The 23,071-nt window shown below is 39.6% G+C and carries 19 protein-coding genes; 16 read left to right on the top strand and 3 right to left on the bottom strand.

Annotation, left to right across the window (positions count from 1 at the left end):
* Position 1: 1 nt before the first annotated feature.
* From I2I33_RS07620 to I2I33_RS07610, 3 genes are read left to right on the top strand one after another with little or no spacing between them, the layout of a single operon-like run.
* Entirely contained in the window at positions 2–955 is a 954-nt protein-coding gene (locus I2I33_RS07620) for a glycosyltransferase family 2 protein (protein WP_087422411.1), read from the top strand.
* A 56-nt stretch (positions 956–1,011) separates the two neighbouring features.
* Positions 1,012–1,839 (top strand): glycosyltransferase family 2 protein, encoded by an 828-nt coding sequence (locus tag I2I33_RS07615; protein WP_087422410.1) that lies wholly within the window; start codon positions 1,012–1,014, stop codon positions 1,837–1,839.
* 4 nt (positions 1,840–1,843) lie between these two features.
* On the top strand, positions 1,844–2,944 hold the full coding sequence (locus I2I33_RS07610; protein ID WP_087422409.1) for a glycosyltransferase: 1,101 nt from the start codon (positions 1,844–1,846) through the stop codon (positions 2,942–2,944).
* On the opposite strand, the gene I2I33_RS07605 is transcribed toward I2I33_RS07610, so the two are convergent.
* Genes I2I33_RS07605 through I2I33_RS07595 form a run of 3 tightly spaced genes read right to left on the bottom strand, consistent with a single transcriptional unit; the run spans position 2,923 to position 5,905 of the window.
* Entirely contained in the window at positions 2,923–3,465 is a 543-nt protein-coding gene (locus I2I33_RS07605; RefSeq protein WP_087422408.1) for an acyltransferase, read from the bottom strand. The genes I2I33_RS07610 and I2I33_RS07605 overlap by 22 nt on opposite strands.
* Positions 3,462–4,439: a glycosyltransferase family 2 protein gene (locus I2I33_RS07600; RefSeq protein ID WP_087422407.1), complete on the bottom strand. Its 978-nt coding sequence runs from the start codon at positions 4,437–4,439 to the stop codon at positions 3,462–3,464. The genes I2I33_RS07605 and I2I33_RS07600 overlap by 4 nt, the downstream gene beginning before the upstream one ends.
* Positions 4,436–5,905: a lipopolysaccharide biosynthesis protein gene (locus tag I2I33_RS07595; RefSeq protein WP_229128230.1), complete on the bottom strand. Its 1,470-nt coding sequence runs from the start codon at positions 5,903–5,905 to the stop codon at positions 4,436–4,438. Before I2I33_RS07595 ends, I2I33_RS07600 begins: the two co-directional genes overlap by 4 nt.
* A 434-nt stretch (positions 5,906–6,339) precedes the next feature.
* Here I2I33_RS07595 and I2I33_RS07590 point away from each other — a divergent pair, with 434 nt between their 5' ends.
* The 13 genes from I2I33_RS07590 to I2I33_RS07530 all read left to right on the top strand — a co-directional run bounded on the left by I2I33_RS07590 (position 6,340) and on the right by I2I33_RS07530 (position 23,052).
* A complete protein-coding gene (locus tag I2I33_RS07590) occupies positions 6,340–7,242 on the top strand; it encodes an NAD-dependent epimerase/dehydratase family protein (protein WP_162613862.1) in 903 nt (300 codons plus the stop codon).
* Positions 7,239–8,210, top strand: a complete 972-nt coding sequence (locus I2I33_RS07585; RefSeq protein WP_087422405.1) for an MraY family glycosyltransferase — start codon at positions 7,239–7,241, stop codon at positions 8,208–8,210. Before I2I33_RS07590 ends, I2I33_RS07585 begins: the two co-directional genes overlap by 4 nt.
* A gap of 179 nt (positions 8,211–8,389) precedes the next feature.
* Positions 8,390–10,756, top strand: a complete 2,367-nt coding sequence (locus I2I33_RS07580) for an SLBB domain-containing protein (RefSeq protein WP_087422404.1) — start codon at positions 8,390–8,392, stop codon at positions 10,754–10,756.
* Position 10,757: 1 nt separating this feature from the next.
* Positions 10,758–11,891, top strand: a complete 1,134-nt coding sequence (locus tag I2I33_RS07575) for a Wzz/FepE/Etk N-terminal domain-containing protein (RefSeq protein WP_087422403.1) — start codon at positions 10,758–10,760, stop codon at positions 11,889–11,891.
* Positions 11,892–12,031: 140 nt separating this feature from the next.
* Complete coding sequence (locus tag I2I33_RS07570) at positions 12,032–14,959, top strand: FAD-binding and (Fe-S)-binding domain-containing protein (protein WP_195666785.1); 2,928 nt, start codon at positions 12,032–12,034, stop codon at positions 14,957–14,959.
* A gap of 114 nt (positions 14,960–15,073) precedes the next feature.
* Positions 15,074–16,045 (top strand): Gfo/Idh/MocA family protein, encoded by a 972-nt coding sequence (locus tag I2I33_RS07565; protein WP_087422508.1) that lies wholly within the window; start codon positions 15,074–15,076, stop codon positions 16,043–16,045.
* A 101-nt stretch (positions 16,046–16,146) separates the two neighbouring features.
* Complete coding sequence (locus I2I33_RS07560; protein WP_087422402.1) at positions 16,147–16,542, top strand: WbuC family cupin fold metalloprotein; 396 nt, start codon at positions 16,147–16,149, stop codon at positions 16,540–16,542.
* A gap of 106 nt (positions 16,543–16,648) precedes the next feature.
* Positions 16,649–17,938: a nucleotide sugar dehydrogenase gene (locus tag I2I33_RS07555; protein ID WP_087422401.1), complete on the top strand. Its 1,290-nt coding sequence runs from the start codon at positions 16,649–16,651 to the stop codon at positions 17,936–17,938.
* Between the two features lie 34 nt (positions 17,939–17,972).
* Positions 17,973–18,845: a glucose-1-phosphate thymidylyltransferase RfbA gene (gene rfbA, locus I2I33_RS07550; RefSeq protein ID WP_087422400.1), complete on the top strand. Its 873-nt coding sequence runs from the start codon at positions 17,973–17,975 to the stop codon at positions 18,843–18,845.
* A 63-nt stretch (positions 18,846–18,908) separates the two neighbouring features.
* Positions 18,909–19,277, top strand: coding sequence for a four helix bundle protein (locus tag I2I33_RS07545; RefSeq protein ID WP_087422399.1), 369 nt, complete (start codon positions 18,909–18,911; stop codon positions 19,275–19,277).
* A gap of 154 nt (positions 19,278–19,431) precedes the next feature.
* Positions 19,432–20,484, top strand: coding sequence for a dTDP-glucose 4,6-dehydratase (rfbB, locus tag I2I33_RS07540; RefSeq protein WP_087422398.1), 1,053 nt, complete (start codon positions 19,432–19,434; stop codon positions 20,482–20,484).
* Between the two features lie 64 nt (positions 20,485–20,548).
* Entirely contained in the window at positions 20,549–21,094 is a 546-nt protein-coding gene (gene rfbC / locus I2I33_RS07535) for a dTDP-4-dehydrorhamnose 3,5-epimerase (protein WP_087422397.1), read from the top strand.
* Between the two features lie 11 nt (positions 21,095–21,105).
* Positions 21,106–23,052 carry a polysaccharide biosynthesis protein gene (locus I2I33_RS07530; RefSeq protein WP_087422396.1) on the top strand — a complete coding sequence of 649 codons (1,947 nt, stop codon included), beginning with the start codon at positions 21,106–21,108 and terminating at the stop codon, positions 23,050–23,052.
* Positions 23,053–23,071 lie beyond the last annotated feature (19 nt).

Below are 23,071 nucleotides of genomic sequence, written 5' to 3'. Positions count from 1 at the left end.
AATGGATAAAATATCTGTAATTATTCCAGTTTATAATATAGCTTCGTATTTGCAGCGTTGTCTAAATTCTGTTATATCACAGACTTATAAAAATTTGGAAATTATTGTTGTAAATGATGGAAGTCTTGATAATTCATTAGAGATATTAGAAGAATATGCGATAAGAGATGAAAGAGTTGTTGTTCTTAATAAGGAGAATGGTGGCGTAACCTCTTGTCGTAGAGAAGGACTTGCGAATGCCCAGGGAAAATATATATTTTTTTTAGATGGAGATGATTGGTTGGAGAGTGAGAGTTTAGAACGGTTATATTTGCTTGGAAAACAGCAAGATGCAGATATTATTGTGGGAAACGCTTATTATAGTACTGATAACGAGGACATAGAAATGTTTTCAACTAATTTTGATGTTCTTTCTTCAAAGGAGTTTATTCATAGTTTGGCAATAGGAAAGCAACCATGGTGCTTGTGGATGAAGTTAATAAAAAAATCAATATGTCATAAGATGGTCATTCCTGATGGTTTGAGTATGGCAGAGGATATGTTGGGTGTGCTACAATTATCATTTTATGCTCGAGTAATAGCGAAAAGTAGTTATTATGGATATCACTACTATCAACGTCAGGGTGCTGCAACAAAAACTCCAACGAAAAAGCATGCGATGGATGCGTTATTGGCCGCAAAGTATGTATCAGATTTTTTTAAAGCAAGGAATGTTTATAGTGATTATTTTGATGATATTGCAATTATTAATTTGAGATGTTTATTGACTTGTTGCAACCAAGGGGGAGTAGATAGAGAAGAAAGCTTGGTAAAACAAATATATAGTGATTTTTACCGGACAAAATATTTGAAATTTCTTATTTGGCAGCATAGGTTGATTTTAGCAGGTTTTAAGAGGGGGATAAATTTTTATAGGATATTATTTTTTATTCGTCGCTTGCATATTGGTTTTTGAGAAAAATCAAAAATGTGATTTGCTTTATGTTTGATTTAATACGATGAGAAATATTTATGAATGATTTATTAGTAACGGCCACGATTGTAACATATAAGGAAAGAGAAGACGTATTAAAGAAAGCTATTGATAGTTTTTTAAATACAACTTTGAATGTTAAACTCTATATTGTAGATAACTCTCCAACAGATGATTTAAGAGTATTATGTGAAAATATTCCTCGACTTGAATACATTTTTAATAATGCTAATATAGGTTTTGGAGCCGCTCATAATATTATTATGAGGGAAGAGATAAGATTAGGTAGATATCATTTAGTATTGAATCCAGATATTAGTTTTGAGGCTGGCACCATAGAACGGTTGGTGCAATTTATGGATCAGAATAAAGATGTAGGTATTTGTATGCCTAAAGTTCTTTATCCGGATGGTAGTTTGCAATATTTGTGTAAATTGTTACCGACACCAATTAATTGGATTGCACGTAGCCTTATTCCTATTGATAGGGTGAAAAAAAAGTTAGATTATGATTTTGAAATGCGTTTTACTGATTATAATTCTATAATGGAAGTCCCTTATCTTTCTGGATGTTTCCTTTTTATTCCTCGGCATGTAATAACTGAAATTGGGGTATTTGATGAAGGAATCTTTATGTATGGTGAGGATACTGATTTGTGTCGTCGTATAGGGCGAAAGTATAAAACTATGTTTTATCCCAAGGCGTTTGTATATCATCATTTCAGAAAAGGATCCCATAAGAATTTGCGTTTATTTAAAATCCATGTAAAAGCTGCTATTTATTATTTTAATAAGTGGGGATGGTTTTATGATACAGAGCGAAGAAAGATAAATAATCGTATAAAGAGTTTGTACATAACAAAGTAGTGATATGAGAATTTTTTATATCGTAGGGAAAATGGATCAAGATTTTGGTGGAGGTGTGATTAATCATCGAAATTTAGAGTTATTAAGAGCTACTTGTTGTGATGTTGAAGTTTTTCAGTTTGAACAGTATAAAGTACCTTTTTGGCAGCGTTTAAAAGAACGAGTTCATGGAGTTAATGGGGGGGTGTCGAGGCTGAATATAGAAGAAATTATTATTCATTTGAGGGAACATCCAGTGGATTTGGTATTTATAGCACATTCGTTGTATGGATGTATTGTGAAACGGGTGAAAGATGAGTTCCCGCAATTACCTATTGTAACTTTTTTGCACAATGTTGAGGTAAGGTATGCTTGGGAGATGTTTAAAAATAATGTAAAGAGTATGGGAAATTTATTAAACATCTTTTTTGTTTATAGAGCAGAAAAACTAGCAGTAAAGTATAGTGATTATTTAATAGCATTGAATAATAGAGATGCTAAACAAATATTAGATATATATAAAAAGGATGTAACAGCTTTATTACCAACTTCATTTAGTGATTCGGGAGAGGCGAAGAAGGAAGAGGGTTTAGATGAGCTTAAGTATCTTTTTGTAGGGAGTGATTTTTTTGCAAATATTCAAGGGATCACGTGGTTTGTACAAGAAGTAATGCCGTATGTAGATGGGAAATTGTTCATTGTAGGGAAAGGTATGGAAAAGGCTGTATCTCATTTGATTTCGGATCGAGTACAAGTGATTGGCTATGTTCAAAGTTTGAAAGAATGGTATGCTAAAGTGGATATAGTAGTTTGCCCTTTATTTTTAGGTAGTGGAATGAAGACAAAAACAGCAGAGGCTATGATGTATGGGAAAGCTATTGTTGGAACACCTGAGGCTTTTGAGGGGTATGATATTGACACCCGTCAAGTTGGAGGATGTAGTGTATCGGCTCAAGATATGATTACAATTCTTAATGATTTAGGACATAATAAAGAACGCTTATTAGAATGTCAGAGATATGCTCGTGAAATGTTTCTAAAAAATTATTCAATGACTGCTTCTATGGTGGAAATGAGGCTATTTTTAGAAAAAGTAATATGTTGTCATTCAAATAATGGTCGATAATATAATTCATATTTCAGTTGGTTGTTGCGTTGGCCAATTATTTTTGCTGGAATTCCTCCGGCTATTACACGTGGGGGAATATCTTTTGTAACGACAGAACCACATGCAATGACGGCTCCTTGTCCGATTGTTACTCCAGGAAGAATTGTTACACGTGAAGCGATCCATACATGATCTTCTATTGTGACCTCACCACATTTAAGTCCATGTAGATCATCGTGTACATCGTGTTCCATTGTCCAAATGTTTACTTCTCTAGCAATATCGACGTTGTTACCAATCGTTAAGTTACCGCCCCGACCATCCATGAATACATTTTTATTAATAACACAATGTTCTCCGATAGAGATGTGTGATCCTGCTATACATTCAAAACCTCTAAATATTGAAGTTTTTTTCCCGATCTTTTTTAATAATAATCTTAAAATTGCATGTCTAATGGCAAAAGATGGGATTTGCATTATTAATGGTAATATATTGTATGTAAGTTGGTATAGAATATATTTTAAATATTTAATCATGATGGTTTTATGATTTCTTTTAAATTGTGTAATATCCGAAGTGTTTTTAGACTGGTTTTGGCAAGTCGAGGGTACTTATAAAGATGACGGATTATATTGTCTTCTTTACTTAAATTTAGATGTCGGGTATTTTTTATTAGTTCTGTTATGTAAGTATCTTTAGTATCTAATTTTTTATTTGTTAAATATAATGTTTTTATTACTGCATAGCGATGATAAAATAGGGCTTCCTTTATTTCTTTTGAGTTGAGTATGGAGTCTAAGGTTGCAACTAAATATTTTTCAAATTGTTTTTCATATTGTAATGTTGGAATGAACGTGTTCATGCAAGACCCTGGACGGTCGAAATAATTATAAACAATAGATGTGGTTACTGCTATTTGTTTTGCTTTATTACCTAATCTGACATTCATTATATAATCTTCTCCTCGAACGATATCTCGAGGAAGATCAAAAATACTATTGTCGAATAATTTCCTCTTATACAAGCTTCCCCAAGGACCTCGAAGTTTCCAATTTTTTAGACATTCACAAATGAAATCTGTTGATTGAAGTTGTATCAGATCCTGTTGAATGGAACATTGTGAAGAACTTGCATCTATATTATGAATTTTCCGATGGTCTCCCTTTAACATATCACAATTACCGACCATGTGTAGCATTTGAGAGAGAGCATCTAAAGGCATCGTATCATCTGAGTCTACGAAACAAATCCATTCTCCCTGTGCATTTTCTGTACCAGTTTTACGGGCAAAGGTTACTCCATTATTCGAGGTGTGAAATACTCGAATTCTTGAGTCTTCTGAAGCGTATTTGTCACAAATGTTACCTGATCCATCTAAACTTCCATCGTCAACGAGAAGAATTTCAATATCGGAGAATGTTTGATTTATTAAACTATTAATACAAGTCGCTAGGTAAAGTTCTACATTATAAACTGGTACAATAATCGATATATGTGGGGTCTTTATCATTTCTTTAATTTGAGTTTCATTATGATCGTGTATATTTTTTGTTTGATAAATATTCTTTCATGTTTTTGGCATCCAATATAATATGTTACTATTAATACTGAAAATGCCGATGTGAAACACACCATAATGAAAGAATACCAATTATTGGGCATACAAATATATATAATGAATGGAATAATAGGAGATAGGATAAGCACTTTTGTGATAGGAAATAGAACATTTTTAATGTAATCGTGAATTTTCATGTTAATCATGGGAAGAACAATTTTCATTCTTGCAAATTGTGTACAAATCTCAATGCCAATGTGAACAATAAAAACAGCTTCTGGGGGAACATTGCAAAATTTTAGTAATAAATACGATATTGGTACGATTGTTAGAAGCATGCTACCTTCAACTAACTGGAATGTTTTTAATTTACCTGTGGCATGAACGGATATGATGAGTGGGTTGGCTAAAGCCGTGAGCATACTTGAACACAAAATTAATCTTAGAAAAATGACTGTGTATTCTGGAACAATATTCAACCATAATTTTAATATGGTTTGTGCTTCGAAGATTATTGGCATTGAAAGCAATAGAAGTAGGAGAAATGAAAATTTAGAACTAATAATTAATAGTTTATGCATGTACTCAAAATCTGACTGTGCATACGATTTTGTTAATTGAGGGTTTAGGGCTACTTGAAAATTATTACAAAAATTTTGAATAACTGTTTGTACTTGTACAGCAATTCCCCTTGCAGCGTTGATTGCGGGGCCAAAAAATAAATTTAATAAAATATTTAATCCCTGAGTGTAACCGATTACGGCCAAATTACCGTTTATTGTCCAGCCTACGAAAATAAAAATATCTTTAAATAAGGATTGATCCCAGGTAAATTTGAATTTGCATGCTTTAAAGCGAGTGGATGTATACCAACGGTATACGAAAACATCAAAAATTTGTATCGCAAGTATAAGTAATGCGTAAATTTTAAGTTTGTCAAAAGGAAGAATCACTAATAAATAGACAATACCTAATTTGAGCATTACATCCATGATCGAGATATATGCATATACATTCATTTTTTCATGAGCTATAATTGTAGCGTTGTAAGGAACGCTAATTATAGATAGCATTGTGCTTAAAATAGAACATTGGAATACCCATATGGCAGAATTCAATCTGTTTTCAGGAATTTTGAGTTCATGAAGTAAAAACCATGAGCCAACAGTTTCTCCTAAGATCGCAATAAGTAAGGCAATAAATATGTGAATCGTCATAACACAACTAAAAGTCTTTCTTAGACTTTCTGGGGTTCCTATCGCTAATTCATAAGTAATATATCGTGATGAAGCTGCACTTAATGAGCCGTTTATGAAACTGAGCATTGCAACCACGCCTCCTACGACATTGTAAATGCCAAAATCTTCCACTCCTAATGTATTCAAGACAACACGCGATGTATATAAACTTACGAGCATTGTAAAAATCATTCGAAAGTAAAGTATTAGCGTGTTTCTTGTAATACGTTGACTATGTTCTTGTATCATTGATAGTTTTTCGATATAGATTAACTCGACAAAAATACATATAAGTTTATACATATAGAAAAAGGAGGTAATCTTTATTTAATTGCGTTCCAATTTTGTTAAGAGTTTGTTAAAAACAAAAAAACATCATTTTGTGACGCAACCATTGATGTACTTTTGCATCTTGATTAAAAACAACACACACAACACTATTATTAATTATATGAGAACGAATAAAACATCTGAGGTCTATACGACGTAAAAGGGGGAGCAAGATAAGAGGGAGAGAGCGTATCCTGTTTATAAACACGCTAATATGAGATAGATAATGATGCTCATGTATGTGGGCAAGTTGGAGGTTTATGCCGTTTTAAATGGATCAAGGAATGAAAAGAATATTGATTATTGGAGGAGATAGTTTTATTGCCGGGCAATTTATAAAGAAATATGTATCAACGGATTCTATCACGTGTTACAGTCGCAGGCCGACCGGGTACGAGAAAGAGATTGTTGTGAAAGCATTTCGAGATATGCCTGTTGAAGCATTTTCAGGGTTTGATGCGGTAATAAATTTTGCAGCTATCGTACATCGTCCGGAAGTGAAAGACCAAGAGCTTTATGATGATGTGAATTATCGGATGGCTTGTTTATTAGCTCAAAAAGCAAAACAGGCAGGGGTACGTCAGTTCGTGCAGATGAGTACGATTGCCGTGTTCGGTAGTGCCAGTCGAATTTCTGAGACAACACCGGAAAGACCACAGACTTATTACGGGAGTTCTAAGCTTAAAGCAGATAAAGAGTTAGTGGCAATGAGTGACCGGGAATTTAAGGCCGCAATTATTCGTCCGCCAATGGCATACGGGGGTGGAATGGCTCCGGGTAATATGTTGCGTTTGATTCGTTTGGTAAATAAACATATTCCGCTGCCTTTCGGTTCAGCCCGGAATAGTCGTGATTTTATTAATGTAAAAAATTTGGTTGAGTTTATTCATTTAGCCGTGGAGAAAGAGGTTGAGGGTGTATTCTATCCGACGGATAAAGTTCCTTATTCTACGCGTAACGTGGTCGAGGAAATTTCTCGTCAATTGGGAGTACACACGATAAATCTACCTTCTCCGTCCATATTCTTGAAACTGATAGAGAAGGTTCGTCCTGATCTTTATCAGAAACTCTGGGGAGATGTGGTTATTGATCGTCAGTTAGCATTAAGCGCTATCGGTTACGAGCCTCGTTACACGTTGGAGGATGGAATTCGAGAAATGGTTGAATCGTTTAAGCAACAAAAATGATAAATTGGATCTATGGATTTGTTCTCCTGCTCCTTTTCGTGCTGGAGAACATTTATTTTAAGATTGCCAAGAGATATAATATTTTGGATGTTCCTAATGCAAGGAGTTCTCATCATGCAATTACCCTACGAGGAGGTGGGGTGATTTTTTATTTAGGGGTACTTGTACATGGATTGGTCTTTGATTTTTTTGCACCTTGGTTTTTATGCGGGTTGACGTTGGTGGCTTTGGTGAGTTTTATTGATGATATGCACCCGCTTTCTGCAAAGGTTCGTCTTTTGGTCCAGACCTTTTCTTTGTTATTGCTGCTGTTACAGCTAGGGGTTCATGAGGTTTCGTGGGGATTCGTGGTTGTGGCTTTATTTGTCGGGTTAGCCATACTCAATATATATAATTTCATGGATGGTATTAACGGTATTACCGGAGGATATAGTCTGGTTGCCATGTTGGCGTTATGGGGAATCAATGCGTTTGTTTTCCCGATAGCGCCGGCGGGGTTTATTCCCGTGGTGATACTATCATTGCTGGTATTTAATTTTTATAATTTCCGTTCTCATGCCAAATGTTTTTCGGGAGATGTAGGAGCTATATCAATGGCTTTTATTATACTCTTTTTGTTGGGTAGCTTTATAATACACACCGGACACGTATCGGCATTGGTGTTTTTAGCTGTTTACGGGGTAGATGGCGTGCTGACGATTATACATCGTATTTTGTTGAAAGAGAATATCGGTCAACCACACCGGAAACATTTATACCAGTTGTTGGCTAATGAGGGAAAGCTTGCTCATTTGCCTGTTTCTTTGATCTACATGGGAATACAGGCTGTTGTTAATTTGGGGTATTTGTTGGTGTTGATGTATACTCCAGAGTATACATTGATTTATTTTATTATTTCTATGGTGGTGCTGGTGGTTGTTTATTTACCTTTGAGACGTAAATTTTATGCGTTACGAGAGCAAGTATGAGATTTGAAGAAATATTATAGACTGAAAACTATAATAAAATTCGATTTTCGATTTTTGATTTTCAATTAATGCAGTATCTTTGTGGCCGATCCGGCATATAGGTTTATCAGGATTGATTTGTGAATCAAGAAAGATGAACCTGTGGGATGGTTGCATAAAAAACATTCAAAAAAAGTAATATGAGATTTTTAATTTTTATTGTACTTATGCTTGGCGTCACGGGAATTGCTTGTGCGCAGATGACCGATGCACAAGTTATTGAAGCCGTGAAGTCCGCACAGGCTCAAGGAAAAAGTCAAGATGAGATTATTTTGATGTTATCGCAAAAAGGCGTCACGAAAGAGCAGGTGTTGAGAATCAAGGAGAATTACGAGAGAGAGAATTCAGGAAAGCAGGGAGGTTTGGCTCAAGAAAATAGAGAGCGTATAGAGACTATCTCGTTAGAGAATCGGGATGTGGTGTTGGTTACAGAAGGGGATAAGAATAGTATTTTCGGGCGAAATTTGTTTAGTAATAAAAATTTAACTTTTGAACCGAGTTTGAATATTCCTACACCGGAGAATTATGTGTTGGGGCCAGGAGACGAGGTTATCATTGATATATGGGGAAATTCGGAAGCGACTGTTCGGCAGGTGATATCCCCGGAGGGGAGTATAAACGTATCGAATATAGGACCGATTTATTTGAATGGGAAACGGATTCAAGAGGCATCTTCTTATTTAAAAACGATGTTTAGTCGTATCTATTCAGATTTAGCGTCGGAAAATCCATCAACATTTTTGAAAGTATCGTTGGGACAAATTCGAAGTATTCAGGTGAACGTGATGGGGGAGATTGTCATGCCTGGGACTTATATGTTGCCCTCTTTGGCAACGGTGTTTCACGCATTGTATGCGGCAGGAGGTGTAAATAACGTGGGAACTTTGCGTGATGTCGTGTTGTATAGGAATGGAAAAGCCTTTAAGCACGTGGATGTTTATGATTATATCATGAATGGTAATAATAGTTTTGATATTACTTTGCAGGATGGTGATTTGATTAACGTGGGTACTTACGAGAAAATTGTCACTGTAGCTGGTAAAGTGAAACGTCCGATGCGTTACGAGATGAAGGGAGAGGAGAGCCTGAGTAAATTATTGGAGTATGCTGGGGGGTTTACTAGTGATGCTTACAAGAAGAATGTAAATGTGAGCCGTAAGGGAGACTCCGAGTTTCAAATATATACTGTAAATAACGAGGATTTTGTTGACTTTACGTTAGCTGATGGTGATTCTGTTATGATTGATCCTATCATAAGTCGGTACGAAAATCGAGTATCCGTGACTGGGGCGGTATATCGGCCGGGAAATTACGCGATAAATAATTCGATAAAGACCGTGAAGGATTTGGTAAACGTGGTGGAAGGACCGCGGGAAGATGCCTTTTTAAATAGAACTATTTTATATCGTGAGAAAGAGGATTTAAGTCAAGAAATGCTTGCTGTTGATTTGGGAAAATTGCTAAGAGGTGAGATTGACGATATTCCATTGAAAAAGAATGATCGTTTGTATGTACCTTCTGCAACTCAATTGCGGGGAGATTATGTGATTGATATTCGGGGAGAAGTAAAGGATCCTCGAAAATATCCTTTCGTGGATAATATGACGTTGGAAGATGCCGTGTTGCAAGCGGGTGGTTTGTTGGAGTCGGCCTCCATGGTACGTGTGGATGTTTCCCGAAGAATAAAGTCTCCTAATAGTACGGAGGAAGCTCCGGCTGAGGCTGAATTATTTACATTTGGTTTGAAGAATGGTTTGGTTGTGGAAGGAGATCCTGAATTTACACTTGAACCTTTTGATGAGATATATGTTCGTCGTTCCCCGGGATACCGTGAACAGCAGAACGTGACGGTGAATGGCGAGGTACTTTACCCTGGTGTATACGCAAAGCGTTCATCCAATGATCGTCTTTCTGATATTGTAAAACGGGCTGGCGGGGTTACTTCTAAAGCCTACGTGAATGGGGCTCGTTTGTTGCGTCGGATGAATGCTGATGAATTGGCAAGAGTTAGTTCTGCTTTGCAGTTAGCTAAACATTCCAGTCGTGATTCTTTAGTGATAGATAGTATGTCTTTGGAAAAGGTTTATTACGTGGGAATCGATTTGAAAAAGGCATTGGAAAATCCGGGAGGAGAGGCAGACTTGGTACTTCGTGAAGGTGATGTGTTGCACGTTTCTAATTACGTGAATACAGTTAAGATTAGTGGTGCGGTGATGCATCCTAATGCTGTAACTTATCACAAGAAAATGAAATATAAGGATTACGTGGAAAATGCCGGAGGGTATAGTGTGGATGCGAAAAAACGGAGAGCATATGTGCTTTATCCAAACGGGACGCTTGCTGTATGCAAGGGAAATCGTACAAAGATAGAGCCGGGATGCGAGATTATTGTTCCGTTGAAATCCATGAACAAAAATCGGATGGGCTTACCGGAAATTTTGAGTTTGGCGTCATCAACGACTTCGATAGCGGCAATGGTTACTGCAATTCTTAACAACACGAAATAGTATGGAACAGGAAGTAAAGCAGGCAAATCAGATGCCACAGGAGGAAGAAATTGATTTGGTAGAGGTGGTCCGGAAGTTGTGGAAAAACCGGAAACTGATACTGAAGATTACAGTCGTGTTTATGGTACTAGGGGTATTAGTGGCCCTGTTTAGTCCGAAAGAATATACTGCCGGATGTACGATGGTGCCTCAATCCGGGGATAAGAAAGTTGGTGGAAATTTGAGTGGACTGGCATCCATGGTCGGAATTAATTTAGGTGGGGCTTCTGGTGGTGAAGTTTTATCTCCGACAATTTATCCTAAAATTGTGGCAAGTATTCCTTTTAAGAAGGACTTGATGGCAACTCCATTGAAGTTTGAAGAGTATGATCAACCGATCACGTTATTGGATTATTATACAAAGGATGAGTACCAGAAATTTAGTTTGGGAGGTACAATTGCGAAATATACGATTGGTTTACCGGGAGTGATCATAAATGCAATTCGGGGAGAAGATACAACGATGATTTCTGCGGGGCAGGGAAGTGCGATTCAGTCTCTTTCAAAGGATGAGAAGAAGATGTCGGAGATGTTGAATGATATGATTTCTTTGAACGTGAATGATAAAGACGGTTACGTGCAATTGTCTGCGTCCTTGGGAGAACCTTTGGCTGTAGCTCAGTTGGCTGAACGGGCTCAAGAGTTGTTACAGACGTATATTACGGATTTTAAAATCGAGAAGGTGAAGTCAAATTTGACTTTCGTGGAGCAACAATATGATGCTGCAAAAAAACGTTATGAGAAGATGCAGGATAGTTTGGCTCGTTTCAGAGATGCGAACAAAAGTTTTTCTTCTGCCGTGGCAAAGACTCAGGAGGAGGCTTTAACGAATGAATATAATCTTGCTTATAGCGTGTATTCCGAGTTGGCAAAACAGATGGAACAGGCTAAGATTGCCGTGAATGAAACCACACCGATTTTGACGATCGTGGAACCGGTTGTAGTTCCGATTGAACGTTCTAAACCTAAAAGGGGATTGATTTGCGTGTTGTTTACGTTCTTGGGAGGCTTTGCTGGAGTGGGTATGGTTTTGGCATTACCTTTCGTGGCTAATATTTTTGGAAATGATAAATTGAAACGGTTTATAAAAGAATAAGTTTGTAATCGGGGATCCGGTTTTCATATTACAGGAGGTGTGTCAAAATGTATTGGCATACCTCTTTTTGTGAGAAGTTTTTTACCTTTGCGGTACGTGGGGACCGGGACGTGTGATAAAATATTTGATAGTCTTTGAAAATGATTGATTTTGAACAGTTAGCACGAAATATGAAGGGAGACGTGATGACGGATTCTCTTCATCAAATGATTTATGCGACAGACGCATCGGCTTATCGGGAGATGCCATTGGCTGTTGTATATCCTCGGGATGCCTCGGACGTGAAGGAATGTATCAAGTTTGCCAGAAAAAATGGGATTACATTGATTCCTCGTGCCGCAGGAACTTCTTTAGCGGGACAGGTGGTAGGGAATGGGGTGGTCGTTGATGTGTCCCGGTATATGAATCACGTGCTAGAGATAAATGAAAAAGAACATTGGGTTCGGGTTGAACCGGGGGTAGTGCTGGATGAATTGAATATGCGGGTAAAGTCGTTGGGATTGTTCTTTGGGCCGGAGACTTCTACTTCTAATCGTTGTTGTTTGGGAGGAATGGTGGGAAATAATTCGTGCGGTTCTCATTCTTTAGTGTATGGGAGCACCCGGGATCATCTTTTGGAGGCAAAAGTTATTTTGAGTGACGGGGAGGAGGCTTGGTTGAAGGGAATGAATAAAGATGAGGTGAGGGATAAGATGACGGAAGACACGTTGGAGGGAAAGATATACAGGTGTTCTGTGGAGATGTTGGAAAATAATAGAGAGGAGATTATTCAACATTTTCCGGACCCGGCTTTGCAGAGAAGAAATTCTGGGTATGCCATTGATCAATTGTTGTACTCGGATTACTTTGATGTTGCTTATGAGGAAAAGTTTAATTTGTGCAAGTTATTAGCCGGATCGGAAGGAACTCTGGCATTTGTGACCGAGTTGAAATTGAATCTTGTCCCGTTACCACCCAAAGAAAAGGCGGTAATTTGTGTACATTGTAGGACATTAGAGGAGGCGTTTGAGGGAAATCTGGTCGCATTGAAACACCACCCGGTGGCTATCGAGTTAATGGATCAGAATATATTAGAACTAAGTAAAGGAAATATAGAACAAAATAAGAACCGTTTTTTCGTTCAAGGTGATCCTGCTGCAATACTGATTGTTGAGTTGGCACAGGAAAGCAGAGAAGAGGTGGATTGGGTGGCAGACCAGATCGAAACGGATATGAAGATGCACGGGTATGGGTATCATTTCCCGAGAGTGTACGGGAGTGATATTAACCGGGTGTGGAGTTTACGGAAGGCGGGACTAGGGTTGTTGTCCGGAATGCCGGGGAATGCGAAACCCGTGTCTGTGATCGAGGATACAGCCGTGGCTCCGGAACGGTTACCTGCTTACATGAAGGATTTCGGGGAGATGCTGGAACGACTGGGATTGAAGTGCGTGTATCATGCACATATCAGTACGGGTGAGTTACATTTACGTCCCGTGTTGAATTTGAAGGAGGAGAATGACCGGGTGTTATTCCGGCGTGTGGCGGAAGAGACGGCTAAGTTGGTGAAAAAGCATCGCGGCTCTTTAAGTGGAGAACATGGTGACGGACGTTTACGAGGGGAGTTTATTCCATTGTTGTTCGGGGAGAAGGTGTATGACTTGATGCAGGAGACTAAAGCTTGTTGGGACCCGAAGGGCATTTTTAATGCGAGGAAGATTGTGAACACGCCGCCCATGGATACCTCTCTTCGATATGAGATAGGGGATTCGAACGTGACGAGTCGTACTTATTTTGATTTTTCGAAGGAAAAAGGTTGGTTGTGCGCCATTGAGCAATGTAACGGTTCGGGAGATTGTCGGAAATCATATGCTTTTGGTGGTACGATGTGTCCGAGTTTTCATGCCACAAGGGAAGAGAGTCATACGACACGGGCTAGGGCGAATACGTTACGGGAGTTGATGACTCGTCCGAGAACGAAAAAGATATATGATCAGCGGGAGATTTTAGAAGTGTTAGATACCTGTGTTTCATGTAAAGCGTGTAAATCAGAATGTCCTTCTAACGTGGATATTGCTCGTTTTAAGGCAGAGTTCCTGCAACAGCATTATGATGTGTGCGGGGTGCCGATGAAGGCTTTTTTGATTGCCCGTTTGACAGAAATTCAGCGTTTGGGTACGATCTTTCCGTGGTTTTATAATGCCGTCGTTCGAAACCGGATGACAGGCGGGATGTTGAAACGAATGTTGCATTTTGCCCCGGAGCGGGCGATTCCTACTCTTTATAAGACCACGTTGAAACATTGGCTTGGTCGTTATCGGCGAAAGAATAGGGGTGAGATCGTGGGAAGAGTGTTTCTTTTTGCCGATGAGTTTACCAATTACATGGACGTGGAGATCGGGATAAAGATGATTGAATTACTGGATCGGTTAGGGTATGAGGTTATTATACCGAAACACGTGGAAAGTGGACGGACAGCGATTTCGAAAGGTATGTTGAAGGTGGCGAAAGGAGTGGCCCGGAAGAATGTACTATTGTTGAAAAGCTTGGTTACAGAAAATATTCCATTGATAGGTATTGAGCCTTCGTGTATATTATCGTTCCGGGATGAATACCCGGATTTGGTAGGAGATGATTTGAAGGAAGAGGCCGTGAGGTTAGGGAAAAATTGCTTGTTGTATGACGAGTTTTTTACCCGGGAGATTCGTGCCGGAAGAATCCGGGCAGAACAATTTACTGATCAACCGTTGAAGATTATGTTGCATGGGCATTGTCACCAAAAGTCGTTGGTTTCTGTCGAGCCTTCTAGAGAAATGTTATCTTTGCCAGTGAATTATAGCGTGGAGGTTATTCCTTCCGGATGTTGTGGGATGGCGGGAGCTTTCGGGTACGAGAAAAAACATTACGAGTTGTCCATGAAAATCGGGGAACAAGTGTTATTTCCTGCCGTGAGGGGTGCTGGAGAGGATGTTTGTATTTCAGCTCCGGGAACGAGTTGCCGACAACAAATAAAGGATGGTACGGGGAAACAGGCGTTGCATCCGATAGAAGTTTTGTACGAGGCATTGAAATGTACGAAGGAAAAATAACTTCGAATTTCGTCCTTCTTTCGTTTGATGTAAAGTATTAATGTTATATTTTTGAAGTTCAAATTTTTAATTTGACCCAAAGGTAGACGTGAGTAAAGAATTAATAAAATGGATATGAAGAATTTTGCAATTATTGGCGTGGCAGGATATATAGCTCCAAGGCATTTGCGAGCTATAAAAGACACAGGGAATCAGTTGGTAGCTGCTTATGACAAGTTTGACAGCGTGGGCATCATGGATAGTTATTTCCCGAATTGTTCTTTTTTCACGGAGATGGAGTTGTTCGATCGTCATTGTTCAAAATTGAAGAAGACAGACGAACGGGTGGATATGGTATCAATCTGTACGCCGAATTATTTGCACGACGCTCATATCCGTTATGGTTTGCGTTTGGGGGCTGATGTGATTTGCGAGAAACCGTTGGTATTGAATCCTTGGAATATAGATGCATTGGAGGACGTGGAGAAAGAGACAGGGCATAAAGGGTACACAATCCTGCAATTGCGTTTACACGAGTCAATAAAAGCTTTGAAAAAGAAGATCGAGGAAGGACCGAAAGACAAGGTGTATGACGTGGATTTGACTTATATTACTTCTCGCGGAAATTGGTATTACACGAGTTGGAAAGGAGACGAGCGGAAGAGTGGAGGTGTCGCCACGAATATCGGGGTCCATTTTTATGATATGTTGTCATGGATTTTTGGTCCGGTAAAGGAGAATATCGTGCATGTGATGAGTCACGACCGAGTTGCCGGTTTTTTGGGATTGGAAAAGGCTCGTGTACGTTATTTTTTGAGTATAAATGCTGATAATTTACCGGAAAATGCCGTACAAGGGGAGAAAAGAACTTATCGTTCTATCCGTATTGAGGGGGAGGAATTTGAATTTAGTCAAGGATTCACGGAATTGCATACCGAGAGTTATCGGAAAATTCTGGCAGGAGAAGGGTTCCGTATAGAAGAAGCCCGTAATTGTATTGGGATAGTTCATGATATTCGACACGCAACCCCAATTGGTTTAAAAGGGGATTATCATCCCTTGGCTAAATTACCATTGGTAAAACATCCTTTCGGTTGGGGAAGGTGATAAAAACTAAAAGATAAAAGTTAAAAACTGAAAGATAAAAAATTAAAAACTGAAAGATAAAAAATTAAAAACTAAGGGTAAAAACTAAAAATAAAGGGAAAATGAAGATTATTGATAATGGGTTGTTAGATGAGGTTTCTCGGCAGGCTGCGGAGAGTCCGCGTCTGAGGATGAATTATAATTTTCACGATACGTTGGAGGCTAATGCCCAACGCTTGTTGAATGCTCTGGAGCCGGGGACGGAATTACCTGTGCATAGACATTGTTTTACCGCGGAGACTTATATCGTGCTGCGTGGTGAAATTAACGTGTTTTTTTATGATGATGACAAGCGGGTAACCGAGTCCGTGACCTTGAATCCGTTGAAAGGTGAATATGGTATTCATATACCTGCCGGGCAATGGCACACGTTGGAAGTCGTGGAAAAAGGAACCGTGATTTTTGAAGTGAAAGATGGGCCGTACCGTCCGTTGGGGCCGGAAGATAGACTTGATTAATTTTAGATTTATGATTTTAGATTTTAGTCGCACGAGCGTTCGCTTTGGACGAGTTACAGATTCTTTCTCCTCTAAATTCTAAACTCTACATTTTAAATTATTGTGTATGTATAATAAGTTACTAAATAAAAAGGCAAAGTTGGCATTAGTCGGGTTGGGGTATGTCGGGTTACCGATAGCACTGGAGTTTGCCAAGAGGATTTCCGTGATCGGTTTTGATATTAACGAGGAACGGTTGGCAAAGATGAGAAAGAAAATCGACCCGTGTAATGAGTTGGGGACGGATGCGTTTGAGAATAGCGATATTTATTTTACTTCTTCCGTGGATGAGTTACGGGAAGCGTCGTTTTTTATCGTGGCGGTTCCGACCCCGATAGATAGGTTTAATCAACCGGATTTGAAACCCCTGCTGGCGGCATCCCGCACGGTAGGAATGGCTTTAAAGAAGGGAGATTACGTGGTTTATGAATCTACGGTTTATCCGGGTTGTACGGAAGAAGATTGTGTCCCGGTGTTGGAAGAGGTTTCCGGACTGAAAGTTGGAATTGATTTTAAGATCGGTTATTCTCCGGAACGTATTAATCCGGGCGACAAGGTTCATACGTTGGCTAACACGGTAAAGATTGTTTCTGGATGTGATGCAGAGACTTTGGAAACGGTGGCTAAGGTTTACGAGTTAGTAGTGAAACCGGGAGTACATCGGGCTCCGAATATTAAGGTGGCTGAGGCCGGGAAGATTATTGAAAATACACAACGGGATGTGAATATAGCTCTGATGAACGAGTTATCCATTATTTTCAGCCGTATTGGTATCAACACGTATGACGTGCTGGAGGCCGCGGGGACGAAATGGAATTTCTTGAAGTTTTATCCCGGTTTAGTGGGAGGACATTGCATCGGGGTCGATCCCTATTACTTGGTGCATAAGGCAAAAGAGTTGAAGTATCATCCGCAAATGATTAATGCCGGGCGGTTTGTAAATGATTCGATGGGAGGATATATAGCCAAGAAGATTGTGAAGAAGATGATCGGGATGGGAAAGAATATCTTGGGCGCTCGAGTGTTGGTTATGGGGGTTACGTTTAAAGAGGATGTATCGGATATTCGGAATTCGAAAGTCGTGGATATAGTGAACGAGTTGAAAGATTTTGGCGTGGATGTAGATGTCACGGACCCGAATGCAGATTCCGAAGAAGTGATGCATGAATACGGTTTTAAGTTGATCGAGAAGCCCCGGGCAAATTATGATGCTGTCATCGTGGCAGTAGCGCATAAGGAGTACATGGATCTGGACGAGGAGTATTTCCGTGGATTGACATACGAACACGCTGTATTAGGAGATATAAAAGGAATTTACAGGGGAAAAATTCACCTGATGAAATACTGGAGCCTATAAATAAAATGATAACTTCGCGTCAGAATTTAATGATATGAAAGGAATTGTATTAGCCGGTGGATCCGGGACCAGGTTATATCCAATTACGAAAGGCGTATCAAAGCAGTTATTGCCGATATATGATAAGCCAATGGTATATTATCCCATTTCAGTATTAATGCTGGCGGGAATCAAGGATATTTTAATTATTTCAACCCCGCAGGATTTACCGGGGTTCGAGCGTTTACTCGGTGATGGCTCCGATTACGGGGTTCATTTCACGTATGCAGAACAGCCAAGCCCGGATGGGTTAGCACAAGCATTTATTATCGGGGAGGAGTTTATCGGAAATGATTCGGTTTGCTTGGTGTTGGGAGATAATATTTTTTATGGACAGCATTTTACAGGAATGTTGTTAGATGCCGTGAAAGCCGCGGAAGGGGAGGATAAAGCAACTGTTTTCGGTTATTGGGTAAATGATCCGGAACGTTACGGGGTGGCCGAATTCGATCAAGACGGAAATGTGCTGAGTATTGAAGAAAAACCGAAGAATCCGAAATCGAATTATGCCGTGGTCGGGTTGTATTTTTATCCGAACGAAGTGGTTCGTGTTGCTAAAGAGATAAAACCGTCCGCTCGCGGAGAGTTGGAAATTACTTCTGTGAATCAGACCTTTTTAGAAGCGGGTGACTTAAAAGTTCAGTTGTTGGGACGTGGATTTGCTTGGTTGGATACGGGAACTCATGATTCATTGGCTGAAGCTTCTAATTTTGTAGAAGTTATCGAGAAACGTCAAGGGCTGAAGATTGCTTGTTTGGAAGAGATTGCCTATATGAAGGGATGGATAGATGCGGAGCGTTTGAGGGCTGTGGCTCAACCGATGATCAAAAACCAGTATGGACAGTATTTATTGAAATTATTGCAGTAATTTCAATAAGTTGCAGGTTGGCAGGTTACAGGTTACAAGTTATTTACAGGTTATAAATTGTTTATGGGGACGGTTAGGTGTTTTGAGGATTTTAAGATTTGGCAGGATGCCCGTTTGTTGGTAAATCAGGTTTACTTGTACACTGCAGGAGTGAAGGATTATGGGTTTAATGATCAGGTTAGAAGGGCGGCGGTTTCGGTGATGAATAATATTGCGGAGGGGTATGAGGCTGGTGGTAATGTGATGTTTAAGAAGTTTTTGCAAATATCGAGGGGAAGTTGTGGTGAAGTCAGGAGTATGCTGTATTTAGCTAAAGACTTGAAGTATATAAACGAAATAAAAGTAAACGGGTTATTGTCTGATTGTATGGTTCTATCCAAAGGTATCAGTAAATTAATTACTTATTTGGATTCCACAACCAGCAACTTGTAACCTGTAAACTTGTAACTAAAATATAGATGAAATAAAGGTAAACGGGTTATTGTCCGATTGTATGGTTTATCTAAAGATGTTGTAAGTTAATTACTTATCTGGATTCTACAACCTGCAACTTGTAACCTGCAAACTTGAAACTAAATTTTGAAGAATGAAAAATTTATTAATCACTGGCGGGGCCGGATTTATCGGTTCGCATCTGGTTCGGCTAATGGTAAACAAGTATCCGGAATATCGTATTGTCAATTTGGATAAGTTGACTTATGCGGGTAACCTTGCTAATTTGAAGGATATTGAGAACATACCGAATTACAAGTTCGTGAAAGCGGATATTTGTGACTTTGAGAAAATGCGTGAGGTTTTTGCTGAATATGAAATAGATGGGGTAATCCATTTGGCAGCAGAGAGTCACGTGGATCGATCTATCAAAGATCCGTTTTCTTTTGCCCAGACAAATGTAATGGGAACGTTAAGCTTGTTGCAAGCAGCGAAGTTGGCTTGGGAGGGTGATTTTGACGGAAAACTATTTTATCATGTTTCAACGGATGAAGTGTATGGTTCTTTGCAACCGAATGGAGGTTTCTTTTTGGAGACTACAAAATACGATCCTCATTCTCCCTATTCGGCATCGAAAGCCTCTTCGGATCATTTCGTGAGAGCTTATCATGACACTTACGGTTTGCCCGTGAAAATTTCTAATTGTTCTAACAATTACGGAACTTACCAGTTCCCGGAGAAGTTGATCCCGTTGTTTATAAACAATATTCGTCATAATAAACCACTTCCTGTGTATGGAACAGGAGAGAACGTGAGGGATTGGTTGTTCGTGGAGGATCATGCACGGGCAATTGATTTGATATTCCATAAAGGTAAAGTGGGGGACACTTACAATATAGGCGGGTTTAACGAATGGAAAAATATTGATCTGATCAAGGTCATGATAAAGGTTACTGATCGTTTATTAGGCCGTCCGGAAGGAACTTCCGAGAAGCTGATCACGTATGTAACAGACCGGGCCGGGCACGATTTGCGTTACGCTATTGATTCCACTAAATTACATGAAGAGTTGGGTTGGGAGCCTTCCTTGCAGTTCGAGGAGGGGATTGAAAAAACGGTAAAATGGTATTTGGAGAATCAGGATTGGTTGGATAACGTGACGAGTGGGGAATACATGAAGTATTACGAATCAATGTATAATCTGTAAATTGAAATATGAAATTGTACCATTAGGTACATTTTCAATTTTCAATTTTCAATTTTCAATTATAATGAAGGTTATTGGGACTGAAATAGAAGGTGTTTTTATACTTGAACCGCGGGTGTTCGGTGATGATCGGGGATATTTCTTCGAAAGTTTTTCTTTAAAACATTTTGAAGAGAAGGTAAGTAAAACGGTGTTTGTGCAGGATAATGAATCTAAATCTAAATATGGTGTTTTACGGGGTTTGCATTATCAATTACCTCCATATACACAGGCGAAACTGGTGAGAGTGGTGAAAGGTCGTGTTTTGGATGTTGCCGTGGATATTCGTAAAGGTTCACCGACTTTCGGGAAGTATGTTGCCGTGGAGCTGAGTGAAGAGAATAAATTGCAATTTTTCTTACCTAAGGGGTTTGCGCATGGATTTGCGGTTTTGAGTGAGGAGGCTATATTTCAGTACAAGTGTGACGAATATTACGCTCCGGATTATGAAGGGGCGATTTGTTACGATGACCCGGATTTAGGGATAGATTGGAGATTGCCGTTAGAGGATATTATATTGTCGGAGAAGGATAAAAAGCATCCGAGGTTGCGGGATGCGATATTGTTGTAAAAAGGAATTAAATGAAAAATTATTTATTTGGACCGAATGGATTAGCTACCAAGATTGTACACACGAGATACCTGAGTCGCTGGATCGTGATGGGGATTGACGTTGTGCTTTCAACTTTGGTAACGGTTTTTGCTTACTGGCTTATCCGGTTTGTCAGGGAAGAACCTGTTGTTTGGTCGTGGGTTGCATATTTGGCATTATTGGCGGCGGTCATTAGTGCTTTGGCATTTGCCATATTACATGCTCATCGTGTCGTGATGCGTTTCACCACGTTACGGGAAACTTGGCGTTTGGGGATAGCGATGGCTTTGAAAGTGATCATTCTTTACCCTTTGATTCATGTATTCTACCCACAGGTATCTAATGAAAGATTGATTTTAGGGGCTTTGTTGGACATGATGACGACTACCGTGGTGTTGGTTTCCGTGCGAGTGGTGTTAGTGAGCCTGTATGACTTTTTGAAAGTTCGTTTGCATGGAGAACAAAAGCGGGTGTTGATCTTCGGGATGGATGATTGTTCTGCCTCGCTCAGTACGGCAGTTTCTAACAGTTTCTTGCCATCTTACAAGGTAACGGGGTATTTGACTATCGGAAAAAGATATAAGCATTACCGGTTATCCGGTGAATCAGTATACTTTATCACGGGAGAAGAAGGATTTAATCGGTTGGTAAAGCGTTTACAGGTGGATGGAATCGTGTTCCCGAATTATCGGACCGCTCAAGAGGAACAACAACGATTGGTGCGTTATTGTCAGAAATTGGGGTTGGAAATGTTAGTACTGCCTTCCGTGGAGGAGATGAGTGACGGGCAGTTGCCGCGTCCGCAAATGAAGGAAATCCGTTTGGAGGAATTGCTTGGGCGTGACGAGATAAAGATTAACATGAAGGAGATTGCGGAAGGATTGGAAGGGAAAGTCGTTATGGTAACGGGAGCTGCCGGTTCTATCGGAAGCGAGTTATGTCGTCAATTGACACGTTTTAATATCAAGCAATTGATATTTTTGGATTCGGCTGAAACTCCAATGCATAATATCCAGTTGGAATTTACGGATAAGTTCCCGAAGACTCCTTTTGTGCCTGTGATTGGGGATGTGAGATCTCTTGATCGAATGGATTTTGTGTTCCGTAATTATCATCCTCAAGTGGTATTCCATGCGGCAGCTTACAAGCACGTGCCCTTGATGGAATCGAATCCCTGTGAAGCCGTGCGGGTAAACGTGTTTGGGACTATGAATGTTGCGGATCATGCCGTGAAGTATGGGGTGGAGCGCTTTGTTATGGTTTCCACGGATAAGGCGGTTAACCCGACGAATATCATGGGAGCCTCTAAACGTTTGGCCGAGATATATGTACAAAGTTTAAGTGTGGCCATTCGGGATGGTTTGCAAGTAGGAACTACTCGTTTTATCACGACTCGTTTTGGGAACGTGTTGGGATCTAACGGTTCGGTAATTCCGAGGTTCCGTGAACAGATTCGCAACGGGGGACCTGTTACGGTGACTCATCCGGATATTATTCGTTATTTCATGACGATCCCGGAAGCTTGTCGTTTGGTGATGGAAGCCGGAACGATGGGTATGGGAGGTGAGATTTATATTTTCGAGATGGGACGTCCCGTGAAGATTGCCGATATGGCAAGACGGATGATTGAATTATCGGGATTTGATCCGGATAAGGAGATTTCCATTATCTACACGGGGTTAAGGCCGGGGGAGAAGCTATACGAAGAGTTGTTAAGTAACAAGGAGAACACCTTGCCGACAGCTCACAACAAAATTCGGGTAGCGAAAGTCCGGGAGTATAATTATTTTGATGTCGTAAATGAATTGAATAAATTGAATGAATTGGCTGCTAGGGTAAATATCCCGGAGATGGTGAAGATGATGAAGGATATTGTACCTGAGTTTGTCAGTCGAAATTCTGAATTCGAAAAATATGATAAAGAATCCATAAGTTGATAAGGGGGCTAAAGTGAGT

The organism is Butyricimonas sp. BSD2780061689_150309_C8, assembly GCF_015560935.1.
Taxonomy (GTDB): domain Bacteria; phylum Bacteroidota; class Bacteroidia; order Bacteroidales; family Marinifilaceae; genus Butyricimonas; species Butyricimonas paravirosa.
Note: the sequence above shows the minus strand (reverse complement) of the source record. Positions and strands in the feature narration are given on the sequence as shown.

Coding starts and splice junctions, on each gene's coding strand:
- I2I33_RS07620 (WP_087422411.1), top strand. CDS start 2: ATGGATAAAATATCTGTAATTATTCCAGTTTATAATATAGCTTCGTAT.
- I2I33_RS07615 (WP_087422410.1), top strand. CDS start 1,012: ATGAATGATTTATTAGTAACGGCCACGATTGTAACATATAAGGAAAGA.
- I2I33_RS07610 (WP_087422409.1), top strand. CDS start 1,844: ATGAGAATTTTTTATATCGTAGGGAAAATGGATCAAGATTTTGGTGGA.
- I2I33_RS07605 (WP_087422408.1), bottom strand. CDS start 3,465: ATGATTAAATATTTAAAATATATTCTATACCAACTTACATACAATATA.
- I2I33_RS07600 (WP_087422407.1), bottom strand. CDS start 4,439: ATGATAAAGACCCCACATATATCGATTATTGTACCAGTTTATAATGTA.
- I2I33_RS07595 (WP_229128230.1), bottom strand. CDS start 5,905: ATGCTCGTAAGTTTATATACATCGCGTGTTGTCTTGAATACATTAGGA.
- I2I33_RS07590 (WP_162613862.1), top strand. CDS start 6,340: ATGAAAAGAATATTGATTATTGGAGGAGATAGTTTTATTGCCGGGCAA.
- I2I33_RS07585 (WP_087422405.1), top strand. CDS start 7,239: ATGATAAATTGGATCTATGGATTTGTTCTCCTGCTCCTTTTCGTGCTG.
- I2I33_RS07580 (WP_087422404.1), top strand. CDS start 8,390: ATGAGATTTTTAATTTTTATTGTACTTATGCTTGGCGTCACGGGAATT.
- I2I33_RS07575 (WP_087422403.1), top strand. CDS start 10,758: ATGGAACAGGAAGTAAAGCAGGCAAATCAGATGCCACAGGAGGAAGAA.
- I2I33_RS07570 (WP_195666785.1), top strand. CDS start 12,032: ATGATTGATTTTGAACAGTTAGCACGAAATATGAAGGGAGACGTGATG.
- I2I33_RS07565 (WP_087422508.1), top strand. CDS start 15,074: ATGAAGAATTTTGCAATTATTGGCGTGGCAGGATATATAGCTCCAAGG.
- I2I33_RS07560 (WP_087422402.1), top strand. CDS start 16,147: ATGAAGATTATTGATAATGGGTTGTTAGATGAGGTTTCTCGGCAGGCT.
- I2I33_RS07555 (WP_087422401.1), top strand. CDS start 16,649: ATGTATAATAAGTTACTAAATAAAAAGGCAAAGTTGGCATTAGTCGGG.
- rfbA (WP_087422400.1), top strand. CDS start 17,973: ATGAAAGGAATTGTATTAGCCGGTGGATCCGGGACCAGGTTATATCCA.
- I2I33_RS07545 (WP_087422399.1), top strand. CDS start 18,909: ATGGGGACGGTTAGGTGTTTTGAGGATTTTAAGATTTGGCAGGATGCC.
- rfbB (WP_087422398.1), top strand. CDS start 19,432: ATGAAAAATTTATTAATCACTGGCGGGGCCGGATTTATCGGTTCGCAT.
- rfbC (WP_087422397.1), top strand. CDS start 20,549: ATGAAGGTTATTGGGACTGAAATAGAAGGTGTTTTTATACTTGAACCG.
- I2I33_RS07530 (WP_087422396.1), top strand. CDS start 21,106: ATGAAAAATTATTTATTTGGACCGAATGGATTAGCTACCAAGATTGTA.